The 16,840-nt window shown below is 37.5% G+C and carries 15 protein-coding genes; 6 read left to right on the top strand and 9 right to left on the bottom strand.

Features of this window, described 5'->3' with window-relative positions:
* Positions 1-56 precede the first annotated feature (56 nt).
* From H4J76_RS20120 to iscX, 3 genes are all read right to left on the bottom strand, one after another.
* The gene (locus H4J76_RS20120) at positions 57-221 is read right to left on the bottom strand and encodes an invasion associated locus B family protein (RefSeq protein WP_182229949.1); all 165 of its coding nucleotides are present in this window, start codon (positions 219-221) and stop codon (positions 57-59) included.
* Between the two features lie 77 nt (positions 222-298).
* Complete coding sequence (locus H4J76_RS01275; RefSeq protein WP_182213262.1) at positions 299-2,008, bottom strand: NAD-dependent malic enzyme; 1,710 nt, start codon at positions 2,006-2,008, stop codon at positions 299-301.
* Positions 2,009-2,151: 143 nt separating this feature from the next.
* Positions 2,152-2,352, bottom strand: coding sequence for a Fe-S cluster assembly protein IscX (iscX, locus tag H4J76_RS01270; RefSeq protein WP_070374809.1), 201 nt, complete (start codon positions 2,350-2,352; stop codon positions 2,152-2,154).
* 297 nt (positions 2,353-2,649) lie between these two features.
* On the opposite strand from iscX, the gene H4J76_RS01265 reads away from it, so the two are divergent.
* From H4J76_RS01265 to H4J76_RS01255, 3 genes are all read left to right on the top strand, one after another.
* The gene (locus H4J76_RS01265; protein WP_182229948.1) at positions 2,650-2,895 is read left to right on the top strand and encodes a DUF2164 domain-containing protein; all 246 of its coding nucleotides are present in this window, start codon (positions 2,650-2,652) and stop codon (positions 2,893-2,895) included.
* A gap of 184 nt (positions 2,896-3,079) precedes the next feature.
* Positions 3,080-4,282 carry an NnrS family protein gene (locus tag H4J76_RS01260; RefSeq protein ID WP_182229947.1) on the top strand — a complete coding sequence of 401 codons (1,203 nt, stop codon included), beginning with the start codon at positions 3,080-3,082 and terminating at the stop codon, positions 4,280-4,282.
* A gap of 132 nt (positions 4,283-4,414) precedes the next feature.
* Complete coding sequence (locus H4J76_RS01255) at positions 4,415-5,359, top strand: D-2-hydroxyacid dehydrogenase (protein WP_182213257.1); 945 nt, start codon at positions 4,415-4,417, stop codon at positions 5,357-5,359.
* A gap of 79 nt (positions 5,360-5,438) precedes the next feature.
* Here H4J76_RS01255 and ahpF read toward each other — a convergent pair whose 3' ends face one another.
* Positions 5,439-7,004: an alkyl hydroperoxide reductase subunit F gene (gene ahpF, locus H4J76_RS01250; protein ID WP_182213255.1), complete on the bottom strand. Its 1,566-nt coding sequence runs from the start codon at positions 7,002-7,004 to the stop codon at positions 5,439-5,441.
* Between the two features lie 124 nt (positions 7,005-7,128).
* Positions 7,129-7,692, bottom strand: coding sequence for an alkyl hydroperoxide reductase subunit C (gene ahpC, locus H4J76_RS01245; protein ID WP_070374813.1), 564 nt, complete (start codon positions 7,690-7,692; stop codon positions 7,129-7,131).
* A gap of 310 nt (positions 7,693-8,002) precedes the next feature.
* Here ahpC and H4J76_RS01240 point away from each other — a divergent pair, with 310 nt between their 5' ends.
* Positions 8,003-8,920 (top strand): hydrogen peroxide-inducible genes activator, encoded by a 918-nt coding sequence (locus tag H4J76_RS01240; protein ID WP_182213253.1) that lies wholly within the window; start codon positions 8,003-8,005, stop codon positions 8,918-8,920.
* A gap of 377 nt (positions 8,921-9,297) precedes the next feature.
* Here H4J76_RS01240 and H4J76_RS01235 read toward each other — a convergent pair whose 3' ends face one another.
* Together H4J76_RS01235 and H4J76_RS01230 are read right to left on the bottom strand one after the other, a co-directional pair.
* The gene (locus tag H4J76_RS01235) at positions 9,298-10,092 is read right to left on the bottom strand and encodes an ABC transporter substrate-binding protein (RefSeq protein WP_182229946.1); all 795 of its coding nucleotides are present in this window, start codon (positions 10,090-10,092) and stop codon (positions 9,298-9,300) included.
* A gap of 102 nt (positions 10,093-10,194) precedes the next feature.
* Complete coding sequence (locus tag H4J76_RS01230) at positions 10,195-11,565, bottom strand: FAD-binding oxidoreductase (RefSeq protein WP_182213249.1); 1,371 nt, start codon at positions 11,563-11,565, stop codon at positions 10,195-10,197.
* 108 nt (positions 11,566-11,673) lie between these two features.
* Between H4J76_RS01230 and H4J76_RS01225 the strand changes: the two genes are divergently transcribed.
* Positions 11,674-12,279, top strand: a complete 606-nt coding sequence (locus H4J76_RS01225) for a GNAT family N-acetyltransferase (protein ID WP_083277934.1) — start codon at positions 11,674-11,676, stop codon at positions 12,277-12,279.
* 34 nt (positions 12,280-12,313) lie between these two features.
* Here H4J76_RS01225 and H4J76_RS01220 read toward each other — a convergent pair whose 3' ends face one another.
* Entirely contained in the window at positions 12,314-13,885 is a 1,572-nt protein-coding gene (locus tag H4J76_RS01220; RefSeq protein WP_182229945.1) for an aminotransferase class V-fold PLP-dependent enzyme, read from the bottom strand.
* Positions 13,886-14,183: 298 nt separating this feature from the next.
* Between H4J76_RS01220 and H4J76_RS01215 the strand changes: the two genes are divergently transcribed.
* Positions 14,184-16,004 carry a DUF885 family protein gene (locus H4J76_RS01215; protein ID WP_182229944.1) on the top strand — a complete coding sequence of 607 codons (1,821 nt, stop codon included), beginning with the start codon at positions 14,184-14,186 and terminating at the stop codon, positions 16,002-16,004.
* Between the two features lie 71 nt (positions 16,005-16,075).
* Here the strand turns inward: H4J76_RS01215 and H4J76_RS01210 are convergent, their stop codons facing one another.
* Positions 16,076-16,825 (bottom strand): HesA/MoeB/ThiF family protein, encoded by a 750-nt coding sequence (locus H4J76_RS01210; protein WP_182229943.1) that lies wholly within the window; start codon positions 16,823-16,825, stop codon positions 16,076-16,078.
* Positions 16,826-16,840 lie beyond the last annotated feature (15 nt).

Raw genomic sequence — 16,840 nt, 5'->3', positions numbered from 1 at the left:
AATAGGTGTATAAATTTTGGCGCGATTATAGACGAATTTGAACAAAAAAACTAATATTATTCACTTAGTACTCTTTTTGATTTTAATGTCTTGAATCCGGCCTCGAATCCTTCTAGAGATATGGGTAACGTAAGTTGCTTTTTACTCTCTAAAGCAAAAGCGATCATACCGACCTTAGCGTTTTTCATCTCCTTGAGTAAAACATCATCGATTTTAATCATACTTTAAGGCGTAAAATAAGCTGACATAAAAAAACTGACATTGAGTCAGTTTTTTTATATGAGTAACAAAATACTAACTACACACTGCTTCGACGATACTGTCGATATTCTGGTTGCCAAAAGTTCTGTTCTATTTTTGCGAGTAAACTTTCATCATCGATGCGTAAAGCTAAGTTTTGATCAAAAGCTACTTTCGCTACAGCAAAGGCTATTTTTCGACTTAAACTGGCAATCTCAGTGAGTGGAGGTAAGAGTTCACCCAGCCCGGTGTTGGCTAATGGTGAAGCTTTAGCAAGAGTTTCGCTGGCAACCATTAACATTTCATCGGTAACACGGTTAATATTGGCTGAAACAATACCCAAACCTAAACCAGGAAAAATATAACTATTATTACATTGCACGATAGGAAAAGTTTTACCTTGATATTCAACGGGTTTAAATGGACTGCCGGTTGCAACAATAACCTCGCCTTGCGTCCAATTAATGACTTGTGTTGGCGTAGCTTCTACTTGTTTAATAGGATTACTAAGCGGGAAAATAATCGGCATTGGACAGTGTGATTTCATTGCTCTAATCACAGGTTCGGTAAATAAACCCGGTACACCTGATACGCCGATTAAAATATCTGGCTGAGCATTATTCATCACTTCTAATAATGTCGCATATCGCCCTGAAACAGCCCACGTAGAAATTGTACGAGGTGATTGCACCAGTTTTTGCTGAAAGTCTCGTAAATCAGCCATACCATCGGTTAATAAACCAAAACGGTCGACCATAAAAATTTGACTGCGTGCTTGTTTTGCAGAAATACCTTCACTGACCATTTGCGCAATAATTTGTTCGGCAATACCGCAACCGGCAGAGCCACTGCCAACAAAGACAACTTTTTGCTGTGATAATGTGGTTTCTTTAGCAAGCTTACGCCCTTTAATGCGGCATGCTGCTAGTAAAGTACCGACAGTCACTGAGGCGGTTCCTTGAATATCATCATTGAAACAACAAATTTCATCACGATACTTATTAAGTAATGGTGTGGCATTGGGTTGAGCAAAATCTTCAAATTGCAATAATACATGTGGCCAACGACGTTTCACTGCTTGAATAAACATGTCAACGAACTCGTTGTATTCTTCTTGATTAATACGTTTATGACGACGCCCCATATACATAGGGTCATTCAATAACTTTTCGTTATTGGTACCAACATCGAGCATTACCGGTAAAGTATACGCGGGGCTAATGCCGCCACAAGCGGTATAAAGTGAAAGCTTGCCGATCGGAATACCCATTCCACCTATGCCTTGGTCACCCAGACCAAGAATACGCTCGCCATCGGTAACAACAATGACTTTTATTTTATTTTTTGTCGCATTACGAAGAATATCATCCATGTGATGTCTATCTTCATAAGAAATAAATAATCCACGCGAGCTACGATAAATATCTGAAAATTGCTCACACGCATCACCTACTGTCGGCGTATAAATAATCGGCATCATCTCAGCTAAGTGCGCCTGAACGAGCCTGAAAAATAAAGTTTCGTTGTTATCATGAATTGTACGTAAATAAATATGCTTATTTAAGTTGGTTCGAAACTTATTATATTGCATAAAAGCACGTTCAACTTGCTCGTCTATTGTTTCATAACGGGGCGGCAATAAGCCCATTAAGTTAAAATTAGTGCGCTCCTCTTCGTCAAAAGCGCTACCTTTATTTAATAGGGGGGTTTCTAAAAGACTTGGACCAGCATAGTGGATATATAACGGACGTTTAATATTTATTGTCATAATAATTTTTGATGTAGACCATATGGTTGATGAATAGTCAAAATTCATGGTAGTGATATATGCGGTAGTATAAGCCAGATGAGGTTTATAAAACAATCAATTACCTAAACAAGACTAAAAATCACCCTTAAATTTATCTGCCGCTAATCGACTTCAGAAATCCACGCTAATTGAATGGCCTCAAGCACTCTTTCACCACAATGCTTAGGATCATCATCAAAATTATCGAGGGCTATCACCCATTGCATCAATTCTGGAAAATGTAATTTAAGTGGATCAGCATCCGGATGCTCTTCCATTAAGTCTAATGCTAACTCTAATGAGTCTGTCCAACGATATCCCATATATAACTCCAACTTTTAAAATAAAAGATTAAACCACAATGCATCTATTGCAATCATGATAATTAACCAAATAAACATTCTTCGGTATTTAAGGCAAAATTGACAATCAGTTTGCCACCATTTTTTCAATGTCTCTTTCACTTAAACCACCCACCTTAACGCTTGGTCATAAGTATATACCTATGATACATCAAAGGCGTTACTTCAGCAGGAAATATAATCCCTTAAGATAGAATTGATTGAAATATTATGGTTATAATCTCGTCAAGAATTTTTATTAAAAGAGCAGAGAATAATATGAGTGAAATTAAGTTTTCATCCACACAAAAAGAGTTACTGGTTCAAAAACTACAGCATTATTTTGCAAGCGAACTTGATCAAGAGCTCGCTCAGTTTGACGCTGACTTTTTGCTTGATTTTTTTACTAAGGAAATGGGCAATCATTATTATAATCAAGGTATTTATGATGCCCAGCAATTATTAACAGAAAAACTTGATTATATTTCTGATGAAATGTATCAATTAGAAAAACCAGCCAACTAATGACCACTGAGCAAAAATAGATAAATTAACTTGAGCCTTAGCAATATTCTCTACCCTTTATCTGCAAGATTAATTTTAAATTGTATTATCAAGCGGCAATTATAATAAGAGTTGATTTATCACAACGATTATTCTGATAAATACGCTAATATGGCTTTACTGATTATTTGAAATACAAACTATAATGCAAATTACTGATTTAAATGAAGAGCAGAAAATTCTGCCAATATTTCGCTTAGGCTTCCGACCCTTTTTTTTAGGTGGCGCTGTTTTTAGTTTAATTGCCATTACTTTATGGTTGTTAATCTATAAAGGGACCATTAGCTTTTCACCTTACGGTGGTGGCTATTGGTGGCATATTCATGAAATGATTTTTGGTTTCGGCAGTGCCATCATTGTTGGTTTTTTACTCACCGCAGTGCAAAATTGGACAGGTATTGCCAGTGTTAAAGGCAAACCCCTCGCCGCTTTATTCTTTCTATGGTTATTAGGCCGAGTGGTCATGTTAATGCCCGACTTATTAGGGGCAACATTAAGCGCTTTGATAGATTTAAGTTTCTTATTAGCTATCGCTTATACACTCGCCAAACCTATATTAGCGATAAAGCAGTATCGAAATTTATTTTTTGTACCACTATTGGTGATGTTTACCATCGCCAATGGAGAAATGCACTTAGCAACCCTTTACCCACAAAGTTTTTCGTTGAGCTACTCAGGTTATGCCGGTGTTTTATTAGTCGTATTTTTAATGTCCGTTATGTCTGGACGTGTTGTGCCAATGTTCACCGCTAATGGAACACAAACCACAAAAACAACCCCTGCTCCTTTACTTGATAAACTTGCTAATGGCAGTTTACTGCTTGCTATGCTGATGTTGTTGTTACATCCATTGGTGGGTTTTGTGCCGATGTTTTTTGGCATTATCTTAATTTTTGCTGGTTTATTTCAGTTAATTCGTTGGTTGAGATGGCGACCTTGGATAACACTGGGCGTACCACTTTTATGGTCATTACATTTCGCCATTAAATTTATTTGGTTTGGCCTTATCTTATTAGGGTTTAGCTACATTATTGATGAAATCCCCAGTAATCATGTTTGGCATCTATTAACCATTGGTGGCATGGGGGGGATTATTTTAGCAATGATTTCTCGTGTTTCTTTAGGGCATTCTGGTCGACCATTAACCCCACCTAAAATGATGTCAGTCGCTTTTGCATCTATTACCTTCTCGGCTATGGTTCGGGTATTTGGGCCTTGGTTAGTACCAGAAAAAACTTTACTCTTTGTCGATATAAGTGGTTTTTTCTGGTTGGTTGCTTTTGGACTCTTTACTTTTTACTACGGGCCAATGTTGCTAAAAGCACGAGAAGATGGTCGTCCTGGTTAAACTAAGTAACACTCATGCCATAAAATAAATATCACATGATAAAACGGTAAACAGAAATATACGCTGATTGCCGTTTTTTTTTATCTTGATTTCTATTAAGCTAACAACATAATTTCTTTTTGACTACTCGCTATGCAAACCGTTTTTTTAGATCAACAAACCTTTAGTGCCAGCATTTCTTTGACCCGTATAAAGTCTGAGGTCAGTACATTAAGCTGTTATGCCACCACCACTGACAGTCAAATTATTGAACGTTGTAAAACGGCTGAGATTATTATCACCAACAAAGTGTTGTTATCTAAAAATATACTCGAGCAATTACCCCAACTAAAATTAGTGTGCATTGCCGCAACAGGTATGAATAATGTTGACCTAGTTGCTGCTAAAGCACTTAACATTGCGGTTAAAAACGTCAGTGGTTACTCACAAGCCTCAGTCAGTCAATATGTCTTTGCGCAAATGCTTGAATATTTCAGTAATACCGCACACCACAACATCAATACTCAACAAGGACATTGGCAAAACAGTGCTACTTTTTGTTTTCATGGCAAAGGAAGTCAAGAATTAGCAGGAAAAACCATCGGCATCATTGGTTTTGGCAACTTAGGTAAAGCGGTAGCGAAAATTGCTCAAGCTTTTGATATGCACGTCATGATTGCTGAACGTCCTAATGCGATAAAAATAAGAGAAAACCGTCATAGCTTTACTGAAGTATTAAATAAAGCCGATGTTATCAGCTTACACTGCCCACAAACCGAGGAGACGATAAACTTAATAAATAGTGAAACTTTAGCGCTTATGAAACCCTCGGCGTTACTGATTAACACAGCGCGAGGTGCACTGGTTAATAGTACGGATTTACTGCAGGCATTAAAGAATAAAATCATATCTCACGCCGTGCTCGATGTATTAGAACATGAGCCGCCAACAGTGAGTCACCCGTTAATTAATGCATTAATGAAAAAAGAAATCGACAACTTGTCGTTAACTGCCCATATTGCTTGGGCCAGTATCGAGTCGCAGCAGCGATTAATTGATTTAGTCGCTTTAAATATTAAAAACTATAAAGCCGTATAAGGTTTATTTATACGGCTTTTGATAAGACACATCTAAACGAATAACTATACTATAAGTTCAGATGTGTGGTTGATGTTGATTAACTTTCTCTAATAAGATAATCGAATGCTGACAAGGATGCTTTTGAACCCTCGCCCATCGCAATAACAATTTGCTTATAAGGCACGGTAGAAACATCTCCAGCAGCAAATATACCCGGCTCAGAGGTCTGACATTTTTCGTCAATGATGACTTCGCCATATTTAGTACATTCAACAACACCCTGTAAAAAATCACTGTTGGGTAATAAGCCTATTTGGATAAATATTCCCGACAAGCTTTGTTGCTTCATCTCCCCTGTTGCTCTATCTTCATAAGCCAGAGCAACAACTTTACCACCTTCAGCAATCACTTCTTTAGTAGCAACATTTTTAATGATGGTGATCTTTTTATGCGCTTCTGCTTTTTCTACCAATATTTTATCTGCTTTCAAGCCAGGTAAGAATTCGAAGACGGTAACATGATTAACCATACTTGCTAAATCTAATGCCGCTTCTATTCCTGAGTTACCACCACCAACCACAGCAACATCTTTACCTTTGAAAAATGGGCCATCACAATGCGGACAATAAGCGACACCAGAACCAATATTTTCTTTTTCTCCTGGTATACCAAGTTCACGCCATTTAGCCCCAGTAGCAATGATTACCGTTTTAGATTCGATAACTTCGCCGCTAGAAAGATGTAGCTTTTTCGGTACTTTGCTCTCAGGCTCACCTTTATCTATTTTTTCAACACGTACAAACTCTCTTGTCGTGATCTCGTAATCATTTAAGTGCGCTTGCATATTACCCGTTAGTTGTGTGCCGGTCGTTTTAGAGACTGAAATTAAGTTCTCAATACCTACGGTATCTTTGACCTGACCACCAAAACGGTCAGCAATAATAGTCACTTTCAAACCTTTACGAGCGGCATAAATAGCAGCAGCAACACCGGCAGGACCTGCACCTATAACGGTAATATCTTGTAACGGTAACTGCTCGTTGTCATCGCCACCGACAATATAAGGGAAACGTTCGATAAGTTTATCGACTAATTGACCTGTGTCTATTTTTCCATTCGCAAATAATTCGCCATTAAGGTAAACACTCGGTACACCTTGAATATTACGTTCGTCTATTAAGTTCTTAAATAAGCCACCATCAATCATTTCACTGCTGATACCTTCGTTTAATAAGGCAAACTGATTCAACGATTGCACAACATCAGGACAGTTATGGCAACTTAAGGAAATAAATACTTCAAAGTGCAAATCTTCTTTGATTTTTTGCACCATTTTAGTCAAGGTGCTGTCTAATTTCAGTTCGGTACCAGATGACTGTAAAATAGCTAATATCAACGAATTAAATTCATGTCCACTGGGAATACCAGAAAAGTGGATGCCATTATTGTTACCGTCAATTTCTAAGTAGAACGTAATAGGGCTGCGTAAACCATCATCGCGTTCAACAAGTAGTAGATTGTCTGATACTGATGTTAACTGTGTTAAAAATTCTTTTAATTCATTGCGTTTTTGATGTTCACCCGTCTGTAAAACTAGTGATACTTTGTTGGTCATATTTTGGGTATAAGCTTTTACTGCATTTAAAATATCTTCACTTAACATGGGGCTACCTCATTATTTATCTTGTTGAATTTGACATAAGAGCTGTCATTTTGTTGGTTGAAATAAGGTGGAAGAAGTCTGGTTAACCAGAATAACGACTTCCACCCATAACGAGACTGTTGTCTTAGATTTTACCAACTAAGTCTAAACTTGGTGTTAAGGTTGCTTCACCTTGTTCCCAAGCTGCTGGACATACTTCACCGTCATTTTCACGCACATATTGTGCAGCTTTTACATTACGCACCATATCTTTTGCACTTCGACCGATACCACCCGCATGAATATGGGCAACTTGAATAACACCATCTGGGTCGACTAAAAATGTTCCACGGTGTGCCATATGATCTTCTTCAATCATCACATCAAAACCACGAGTAATTGTGCCAGTTTGGTCACCAATCATCGGAAATTTAATTTTACCAATCGCTTCTGAAGAATCGTGCCATGCTTTATGTGAAAAATGTGTATCTGTTGATACCGAGTAAACTTCAACACCAAGACCTTGCAACTCTTCATACTGGTTTGCCATGTCTTCTAATTCAGTTGGACAAACGAATGTAAAATCTGCAGGGTAGAACAAAAAGATTGACCATTTGCCTTTAGTACTCTCAGATGTTACTTCAACAAACTCATCGTTATGAAATGCTTGAGCTTTAAATTCTGGGATAGTTTTGCCTATTTGAGCCATGGGTATTACCTCTGTTATTTAAAAATGTTTAGTTAAATGGTTTTGTTTTAAAAGCATGTTTGCTTTCGATGTGGGTATAGTAGATTCAGTTGAACGATAAATAAATTTGATTAAATAGATTTTAATATTCTAAAAAACAGAATTACCAAATATTTATTATGATAACTAAACAAGAGATTATGCGAATGTCGGTTTCACATTATCCATCGAGAATATCAATATCAAAATAAGTTACCTGCGAACAAGATGACTAATTCAATAAATTCGATTAGGATGACATCTATGTTCAATATAAATTATCGTTATAAATATGATTTCAATAAAACAGCTTCATTACGCACTCGCTATCGAAAAGACTCTACACTTTAAAAAAGCTGCAGAGGCATGTAATGTTTCTCAATCAGCGCTAAGTACGGCCATTAATGAGCTTGAAAAGCAGTTGGGAATGATGATATTTGAGCGCAATAACAAACAAGTCTTAGTCACTCAAAAGGGGCAGCTGATCCTTAATAAGGCTCGCCAAGTAAAACTAGAACTAGATGAATTATTGCAAATTGCGAAAAGCGACAATCAACCTTTTTCTAGTTCGATGTCGATAGGTGTCATCCCAACTATAGGTCCATACCTTTTGCCTAAGGTGTTACCCGAAGTTAGGCATCAATATCCAAATTTCAAATTGAAGATACTAGAAGAACAATCACATACCTTAGTTGATATGGTGCGAACCGGAGCGATTGATGCAGCGATATTGGCGTTACCCTATCCTATAGAGGGTTTAATGAGTTTCAGTTTTTGGCAAGAAGACTTCTATTTAGTCTGCCATAAGGATGAATGTCCACAGAAAACCCAAGAAATTACCAGTGAAGAGTTAGCGACAGAAAAACTAATGTTGTTAAAAGATGGCCATTGCCTAAAGGAACATGCACTAGCGGCTTGTCAATTACAAAACCCAAAACAAAGTGCTGATTTTGGCTCTGCTAGTTTGCATACACTGATCCAAATGGTTGCCGGTAAACTCGGAACAACGCTCGTACCACAAATGGCCTTAGATCAATTGACTTATAACGAATCTGAACTTCGGGCTATTCATTTAAATGAACCGGGGCCACACAGAACAATCGCGTTAATCATTAGACCTAATTATGTAAGGACCGATGAGCTGACTATCCTCAAAAATATTTTTACCGCACAACTTACTGAGAAGTGCAGTGATCATTATCTTAAATAATCGTTTCATTTTATAGAATGATATATTTAATTTTATGAAATTTACTGAATGATAATGTTAGGTGACAATCGTTTTATCGAAAATAAATCAGGTAACTAAGATGAAAAATATTATTAATAACATCAAGACAATTTTTAATACTCCAACAGATAAAAAAGCTGTGGTTAATTGTAACTACTCAAATAATTACTATGGCGATCAGTATTGTCAGACGCAGAAAAAATAAAAGTATGGATAAGGTTAGGCGCTAGTAAGTGTTTATAAAAAACTAGCCCTTGCACACCAATATTGAGTAATAAACATTATAAATCAGTTAGAAATATATTAGCGGCATGACATTACTGTGCCAGTAAACCACTTCACCGAATTAACGTGTGTTATTTAAAATTGAGTTGGTATTTATTTAAAAGGACTTGATAATAAGGTGCTGCTTTAAATTTTTTGATGAGTTGTCCTAGTGTTTCTTTTATTTCTTTCGAATCCGCCCTAGCTTTGGTTAATCCTAGGTAGACTGGCGTTTTCGCAACATAAGGCTCCATCGCCTGAACTTTAGAGATAACATTATTTTTTTTAATCAATTGATTAAAAACATATGGATTAGATATAGCCATATCGATGCGCCTGGTCAGTAACAGCTTTAATAATACTTCTTCAGTTAATGCTGGTAATTTGGTGAGATAGTTAGCGCTATCAAAAGCTTTTCCATAGGAAAACTCTCTTTTGGTTCCAATTGAATAAGGTAATAATTGCTTTAATCGCCCATTATATTGAAAATTATTATCGGCAAGCGTAAATAATTGATTAATCTCATAACCGTAAGAGGGTTCAATAAAGTGATATTTTTTTGCACGCTTTTTATTTTTAAATAATGTAAGTATCAGATCAACTTTACCTTCTGCAACGAGATAAAGTGCTCTTGGCCAAGGTAAAGTGACAAACTCAAAATCATATTTTGAGTTTGCTTTAATATAATCGAGAACATCAATAGTAAAACCTTTTATTTCTCCATTTTCTTTATAATTATAAGGAGAATAACCTATTTCCTCTATAGCGACTTTCAGCGTAACTCTAGCTTTACCTAGATGATTACCGTCTGTCTTTAGACGGTTGTCGGCTAAAATAAAGAACGGAAAAAGGTAAAAGAAAAATAGTAGTTTTTTAAGTATCATCATAAGTAAAAGTATAACGGTTTCTTTTTGTGTTTCCAGCGACTGGATTATAAATATTGGCTAACTACCCGTTATTATAGTTGAGTACCTTGCAAAGAAAAATGGCTAGAGCCACTCATCTTTAATCTTTCCATAATGAAAATATCCCCATTGGCCAACTCGTCGCAATGGTGCAAACGGAAATTTTGGTAACTGACAATTATAAAGAGGCAAGTTTTCTATTTTAGGATCAATAGCTTTTTCAGCGACTTTTTCAGCCAACCGCTTACCTGCTTGCACCGAAAATGACACGCCAGAGCCACAGTAACCCATGCTATAAAAAACATTTTTCTTAGGGTTTTGATAAATATGAGGTAAGTCGTCTAGCGACATACAGATCCAACCTGACCAAGCATACTGGTAGTTTAACTTAGCTAACGGTGGAAAACTTGTTTTTAACACTGCCAACAAACGCTGTGCGTAATAAGGATCATCAGCAGACTTGCCCGTTATTGCGCCACGCCCACCAAATAGAATGCGGTTGTCGGGCAGCTTTCTGTAATAGTATTTTAGCGCTCGTGTATCCATCACTACATTCGACGTTAAAAAGTTACAATCGGCTAACTGCTGCTCTGACAAAGGTTCGGTGACAATAATTTGTGAAAGTACCGGCAACGTTCGATCGGTTGTTAATGAATGAAACCCTTTAGGTGTATATCCGTTGGTAGCAATAACAATCTTTTTAGCCGTAACAACACCTTGAGGTGTTATCAATTTTTGTTGGTGCCCTTCATCTAAAATATCTAACACTGGAGAGCTGGTATGAACTTTAGCGCCGGCTTCACGTGCTAATCGCTGATAGCCCCAGGCCAGTTTCAACGGATTTAAACCAAAACCGTCTTGATAGCGAATCGCGCCATAAGCATTTTTATCGTCCATGTATTGTTGACGAACTTCGTTTCTCGTTAAAATCTCCACATCACTATTTTTAATACCTGCAAAGGTTTTTTGTTGCAGTTTTGCTTGGCTAATAAGCTCAGCTAATTTGCTCGGCTTATGCGCTACTTTTAAAAAACCACGCGTTTGTACGTCACAGTCAATACCTTCAGCGATCAGTGATTTTACCGTTTCAACGCCAGCGCACATTTCATCATAAATGCCGCGCATCACTTCTTCACCCCATTTTTGCGCCATATCGCTATAAGACTTACGTCCTGAAGACTTGAGAATAAAGCCAGCATTTCTCCCACTACAACCCCAAGCCGTTTGATTTGCCTCTAACACATGCGCCTTAATACCATGTTCACGCGCTAAATGTAGCGCACAAGAAAGCCCGGTATAACCAGCGCCTATAATAGCAACATCAACATCTACGTCTTGATTAATTTGTCCGTCACTTGCTGGGGCATTTGTTTCAACATCTGCATTTTCAGCCCAGTAACTTTTAGGGTATGGGGCACCACAACCAGGAGATTTATCGTGTAAAGGATCGTACATTTTTCAAAACTACTTTAAGAAAGAAAACCACAGAAACTTTACCGTATTTATAGGAAATTTGCTAAGATCAATTTTCTAAAAATCACTTTATTTAAACAAATATAAAAAATGAAAAAACAGTTTAATTCAGTAAAGTCTCAAGTCTTATATCGTGAAATGTTACCCAGCGATTTTTCAGCAATAATTGCCTTAGGCACAGCTGTTCATGGTGCTGGTTATATTGACGACTCAAACATGGGCGTCTGGTATAGAAAAGGTATATTAAAAATAGCTGATAGTAGCGAAATCAATGCAAACTTTGTCGCTTATCTAGATAACGTACTGATAGGTTTTCGCTTAACTTACGCCATTAATCAATGGGAAATTGACGCTTGGTGCAGCCCTGAATTATGGCAACAACCCAGCGAAAAAGTTTGTTATTTCAAATGTAATACCGTTGATGAGAATTATCGTGGTTACGGTGTTGGCAGTCAGCTACTCAAATTATCAACACAAGCAGCAATTAAACAAGGTGCAAATGCGGGTGTTAGTCATTTATGGAAACAAAGCCCCGGTAATAGCGCAGTAAAATATTTCACTAAATGTGGTGGCGTGTTAATTAAAGAACATCCAGAACGCTGGAATGAACTCAGTAAGCAAGGCTATGAATGCCCAGAATGCCCAGACGAATGTCATTGTGTGGCTGCGGAAATGATCATTCACTTTGAAAAATAATCATTACACCACTCATTCGGATGACATTCAGTAACTAGCCAAATATTTTCTTAAATAATGAAGCTGGTGTTTTAATTTCAGCCACGTGATTTTGTACTAGATCCCCCTGACATTGAGTGTCTATCCTTGCAACATCGGGTAGCACTAAGGCATTAAAGTCATTGAGACTTGGATATTCAACCGCAGAATTTTTATGTTCAAAGTCTCCTGTAGCAGGGTTAAAACGGTATTCTTTCGCCCATTCAACAATATTTTCAGTGACTTGATTAATCGCTTCAACAATATACCTGACTTCTTTATCAGAGGTCGTAGGATGAAATGACGCACGTATCCAACCAGGTTTTTCAGCATAATCACCCCTATTAATTTTTTCAGTGATTTTGTTAGACGTATCATGATCAACATTCAATAATATATGACCATAAGTGCCCGCACATGAACAACCACCACGCGTTTGAACACCAAACTTATCGTTGAGCAATCGTACCACTAAATTATAATGAACATTAGGTATGTAAAAAGAAACAATAGCTAAACGGTCTTTAACATTCTTTTCTAGCATCACTACGTTGTCATTTTTGGCTAATTCAGTCATTACATAATCAGTAATTTCTTTTTCACGGGCGGTAATGTTGTTAACGCCCATAGCGTTCTTTACTTTTATCGCTAAGGCAGTACGAATACACTGTAAAAATCCAGGAGTTCCGCCATCTTCACGCATTTCAATATTATTGAAAAAGCTGTGCTCTCCCCATGGGTTGGTCCAAGTGACTGTTCCACCTCCGGGGTGATCGGGTACTCTGTTTTTATAGAGCATTTTATTGAAGATAAGCACTCCCGAACTGCCAGGCCCACCAAGAAATTTATGAGGAGAGAAATAAATGGCGTCTAAACTTTGCTTGGAGTTTGTTGGATGCATATCAATATCAACATAAGGAGCTGAACAAGCAAAATCAACAAAACATAAGCCGCCGTGTTCGTGCATTTTTTCTGCTAACAAGTGATAAGGGGTTTTAATGCCAGTGACATTGGAACAAGCAGAAAACGAACCTATTTTTACTTTTCTAGCTTGGTACTTTTCTAACAATAATTGTAGATGTTCAAGCGATGGTAAACCATGGCTGTCAGGGTCAATAATCTCTAACGTGATATCACACTCATACCAAGTAGTTTGGTTTGAATGGTGTTCCATATGGGTAATGAAAACAACGGGTTTATCACAGTCATCAAACTTCACTTGCTCTTGCATACGCTCAGGAATACGTAGACCTAGAATACGTTGAAACTTATTAATAACACCGGTCATTCCTGCTTCTGCCGTGATTAATACGTCATTATCGCAGGCATTTACATGGCGTTTTATTATTTTTTGCGCATCATGATATGCATTCGTCATCGCACACCCGGTTAAATTAGTTTCGGTATGGGTATTAGCGACAAAAGGCCCTAAGGTATGGCTGATATAATGTTCAATTGGCGCATAAAGTCGACCACTTGCAGTCCAATCAGCGTAAACAATATCTAATTGCTTACCATTGATTTCATGGCTTAATGATTGACCAATGATATTATTTCTAAAAGGAAGAAAGTGATTTTCAAGTGACATGATTGACGGCTCGTACGTTGTTTCGATAAATAATTCTAGCAAAACCGCACTAATGAGCAATAAAAAACCAACCAAAACAACCAATACGCAAAATTAATTCATATAAAAGCAATTTATAGAAAAATACTCTAAACTCAACTGCTTTTCGTTAAGATAACGAAAACTCAGTTTCGCGCAAATGCTGTACTTGTCAGGTGCTTGATCGGATAAGAAGAACAATTCGTCGTACAATACTATTTACTTGGATAAAATTACGTTACTTTATTAGCTGTTTATAACCGTAGGAATTTAATAAAATATGAATTTTTCTTTGTGTAAGTTTCTGGTCGTGCCCGCTATTCTTGTTTCACTTAGCGCTTGTCAACTCACCATGAATAGCAAAAACTCGCCACAGACCACCGCTAACGAAAAATTTGATAGTACGGTTAAAGCCCTGTTAGATCATCGTGCCAGTAAAGGTATTTATCAAAAAAGTGCAGCACTAAACGAAGAAAGCTATTGGCCTGATTTATCACCAGAAATGTTGGAAAAAAAATACCAACAACGTCTCACTATCGCGGCAGCATTTGAAAAGATAAATCAAACGTCACTGTCAGACGATAATAAAATTAATTATGCAATTATTAAAGCCCAACTTGATAATAGTATTGCTGAGTATTATTTTAAAGCTCATTACATGCCATTCAATGCTGAATCAGGCTTTCACTCAAATTTAAGTTTTTTCATCAACAATACAGCATTTAATAAAGAAAAAGATATCGACTTCTATTTGAATAAATTATCGGCGCTTCCGCTATATTTTGATCAAAACATTTATTGGATGCAGCAGGGATTATCGACAGGGATCACTCAACCTCAAGCGGTATTAATCGGCTATGAACAGTCAATACTTGCCTTTATTCCTAAGCATGCTGAAAATTCTGAATTTCTTAAGCCTTTTAGCACAGCGTCAAATTTAATTTCTCCTGACGTGCTTTCTGATAAAAAAAGCCAGCTTATTGCGCTATTAAAAACTAAAGTTATTCCTGCTTATCAGCACTACTATCAATTCTTTACCAAAGAGTATTTTCCAAATGCCCGTAAAACTATTGGCGTTTCGGCGACAGCTAACGGTAATGAATTTTATCGCAATAGAGTTAAACACTACACCACAACAAATATGACACCTGAGCAAATTCATACCTTAGGTTTGAGTGAAGTAAAACGTATTCGTCAAGAAATGGCTGAGATCATTGTAAAAACTGGTTTTAAAGGGACTTTTTCTGAGTTCACCGATTTCTTACGAACTGATGAACAGTTTTATGCAAAAACGCCGTTAGCGTTACTTAAAGAAGCTGCGTATATTGCCAAACAAATGGATGCTAAATTACCCGCACTCTTTAAGCATTTACCCCGCACACCTTATGGCGTTGCACCAGTACCAGACAGCATCGCACCTAAGTATACTACTGGGCGCTACATTCGTGCGCAAAATGATACTCAGCCCGGTTATTATTGGGTTAATACCTACGCGTTAGATAAACGTCCCCTTTATGTATTACCCGCTTTAACCTTACATGAGGGTGTCCCTGGGCATCATCTGCAAATATCATTAAATGGCGAATTAGATAACCTACCTTCATACCGAAGAAATGCCTATATTTCAGCTTTTGGTGAAGGTTGGGGCTTGTATGCTGAATGGTTAGGTATTGAAGCCGGCATATACCAAGACCACTATAGTAATTTTGGTCGCCTGACCTATGAAATGTGGCGGGCAGCCCGTCTTGTTGTTGATACCGGCATGCATGTTATGGACTGGTCAAGAGCGCGTGCCATAAACTTTATGACCGATAACACCGCACTTTCATCACACAATGTAAAAACAGAAATTGATCGTTATATATCATGGCCTGGACAAGCGTTATCTTACAAAATTGGTGAGATAACCATCAGAAATCTCCGTAAAAAAACAGCAGCTGAATTGGGACAAAATTTTGATGTTCGCGAATTTCATCATCAAATTTTGAAAAATGGTTCCGTCCCTCTAAACGTACTTGAAGACCAAATTAACGCCTATATTGCCACAACGTTACTAACAATCGCAGCAGAAGATAAGAAAAAAAGCATCAAAAGTGAGTAGACACTCATAGCCATATGAAGCGACACTGAGTTAGTTCATTTAACTCAGTGTCGTTAATGAGCATGAATTATCTAACTCGTTCGACAAACCGGACAATCGTCCTGTTTATTTAGGGTAAATTGTTGCCATTGATTTGATAAACCATCAAAGAGATTTAACTGATTAATATGTATGGTGTTGCCTGTTAATAATTTAATGGCCTGTAACGATTGCATACCGGCTATAATCGCTAATACCGGACCGACAATACCAAGGGTTTGACAATTTTGGGTCGGCGCTTTTTCACTTTCAGGAAATAAGCACTGATAGCAAGCACTTGCTGGATTTCGAGGATCAATGACTAATTGCTGACCGTCAAACCCCGTAGCCGCCCCAACGATTAATGGCGTTTTTTGCTCAACACAGATTTTATTTAATAAATAACGCGTGGTGATATTGTCGGTGCAATCAAGGACCACATCGACCTGTTCAATGTAATAGTTTGCTAATTCTTCATCAAGCATCTCATCAACGACCTCGATAGTAATGTCACTGTTATGCTGTTGCAATTTCTCAGCACCAACATCAGCTTTATTATTACCGATATCATTTTCAGTGAATAATATCTGTCGCTGTAAATTGGTCATCTCAACCTTATCACCGTCGGCAATAAATAAAGTTCCTACTCCGGCGGCCGCTAAATATAAACTGGCCGGATTACCTAGCCCACCAACACCAACGATTAGTACTTTGGCTTCACGAAGGGCTAACTGCCCTTGCTCACCTATTGTATTGAGCATAATTTGACGGCTGTAACGTAGTTTTTCGTGTTGAGATAACATCAGCTAAATAGTTCC

The sequence above is a fragment of the Colwellia sp. BRX9-1 genome (genome assembly GCF_014077195.1).
Taxonomy (GTDB): Bacteria; Pseudomonadota; Gammaproteobacteria; order Enterobacterales; family Alteromonadaceae; genus Colwellia_A.
The sequence above is the reverse complement of the archived record's forward strand: the minus strand, read 5'-3'. Positions and strand labels throughout refer to the sequence as shown.

Coding starts and splice junctions, on each gene's coding strand:
- iscX (WP_070374809.1), bottom strand. CDS start 2,352: ATGGGATATCGTTGGACAGACTCATTAGAGTTAGCATTAGACTTAATG.
- H4J76_RS01220 (WP_182229945.1), bottom strand. CDS start 13,885: ATGTCACTTGAAAATCACTTTCTTCCTTTTAGAAATAATATCATTGGT.
- H4J76_RS01260 (WP_182229947.1), top strand. CDS start 3,080: ATGCAAATTACTGATTTAAATGAAGAGCAGAAAATTCTGCCAATATTT.
- H4J76_RS20120 (WP_182229949.1), bottom strand. CDS start 221: ATGATTAAAATCGATGATGTTTTACTCAAGGAGATGAAAAACGCTAAG.
- H4J76_RS01275 (WP_182213262.1), bottom strand. CDS start 2,008: ATGACAATAAATATTAAACGTCCGTTATATATCCACTATGCTGGTCCA.
- H4J76_RS01240 (WP_182213253.1), top strand. CDS start 8,003: ATGATTTCAATAAAACAGCTTCATTACGCACTCGCTATCGAAAAGACT.
- H4J76_RS01210 (WP_182229943.1), bottom strand. CDS start 16,825: ATGTTATCTCAACACGAAAAACTACGTTACAGCCGTCAAATTATGCTC.
- H4J76_RS01230 (WP_182213249.1), bottom strand. CDS start 11,565: ATGTACGATCCTTTACACGATAAATCTCCTGGTTGTGGTGCCCCATAC.
- H4J76_RS01255 (WP_182213257.1), top strand. CDS start 4,415: ATGCAAACCGTTTTTTTAGATCAACAAACCTTTAGTGCCAGCATTTCT.
- ahpC (WP_070374813.1), bottom strand. CDS start 7,692: ATGGCTCAAATAGGCAAAACTATCCCAGAATTTAAAGCTCAAGCATTT.
- H4J76_RS01235 (WP_182229946.1), bottom strand. CDS start 10,092: ATGATGATACTTAAAAAACTACTATTTTTCTTTTACCTTTTTCCGTTC.
- H4J76_RS01225 (WP_083277934.1), top strand. CDS start 11,674: ATGAAAAAACAGTTTAATTCAGTAAAGTCTCAAGTCTTATATCGTGAA.
- ahpF (WP_182213255.1), bottom strand. CDS start 7,004: ATGTTAAGTGAAGATATTTTAAATGCAGTAAAAGCTTATACCCAAAAT.
- H4J76_RS01215 (WP_182229944.1), top strand. CDS start 14,184: ATGAATTTTTCTTTGTGTAAGTTTCTGGTCGTGCCCGCTATTCTTGTT.
- H4J76_RS01265 (WP_182229948.1), top strand. CDS start 2,650: ATGAGTGAAATTAAGTTTTCATCCACACAAAAAGAGTTACTGGTTCAA.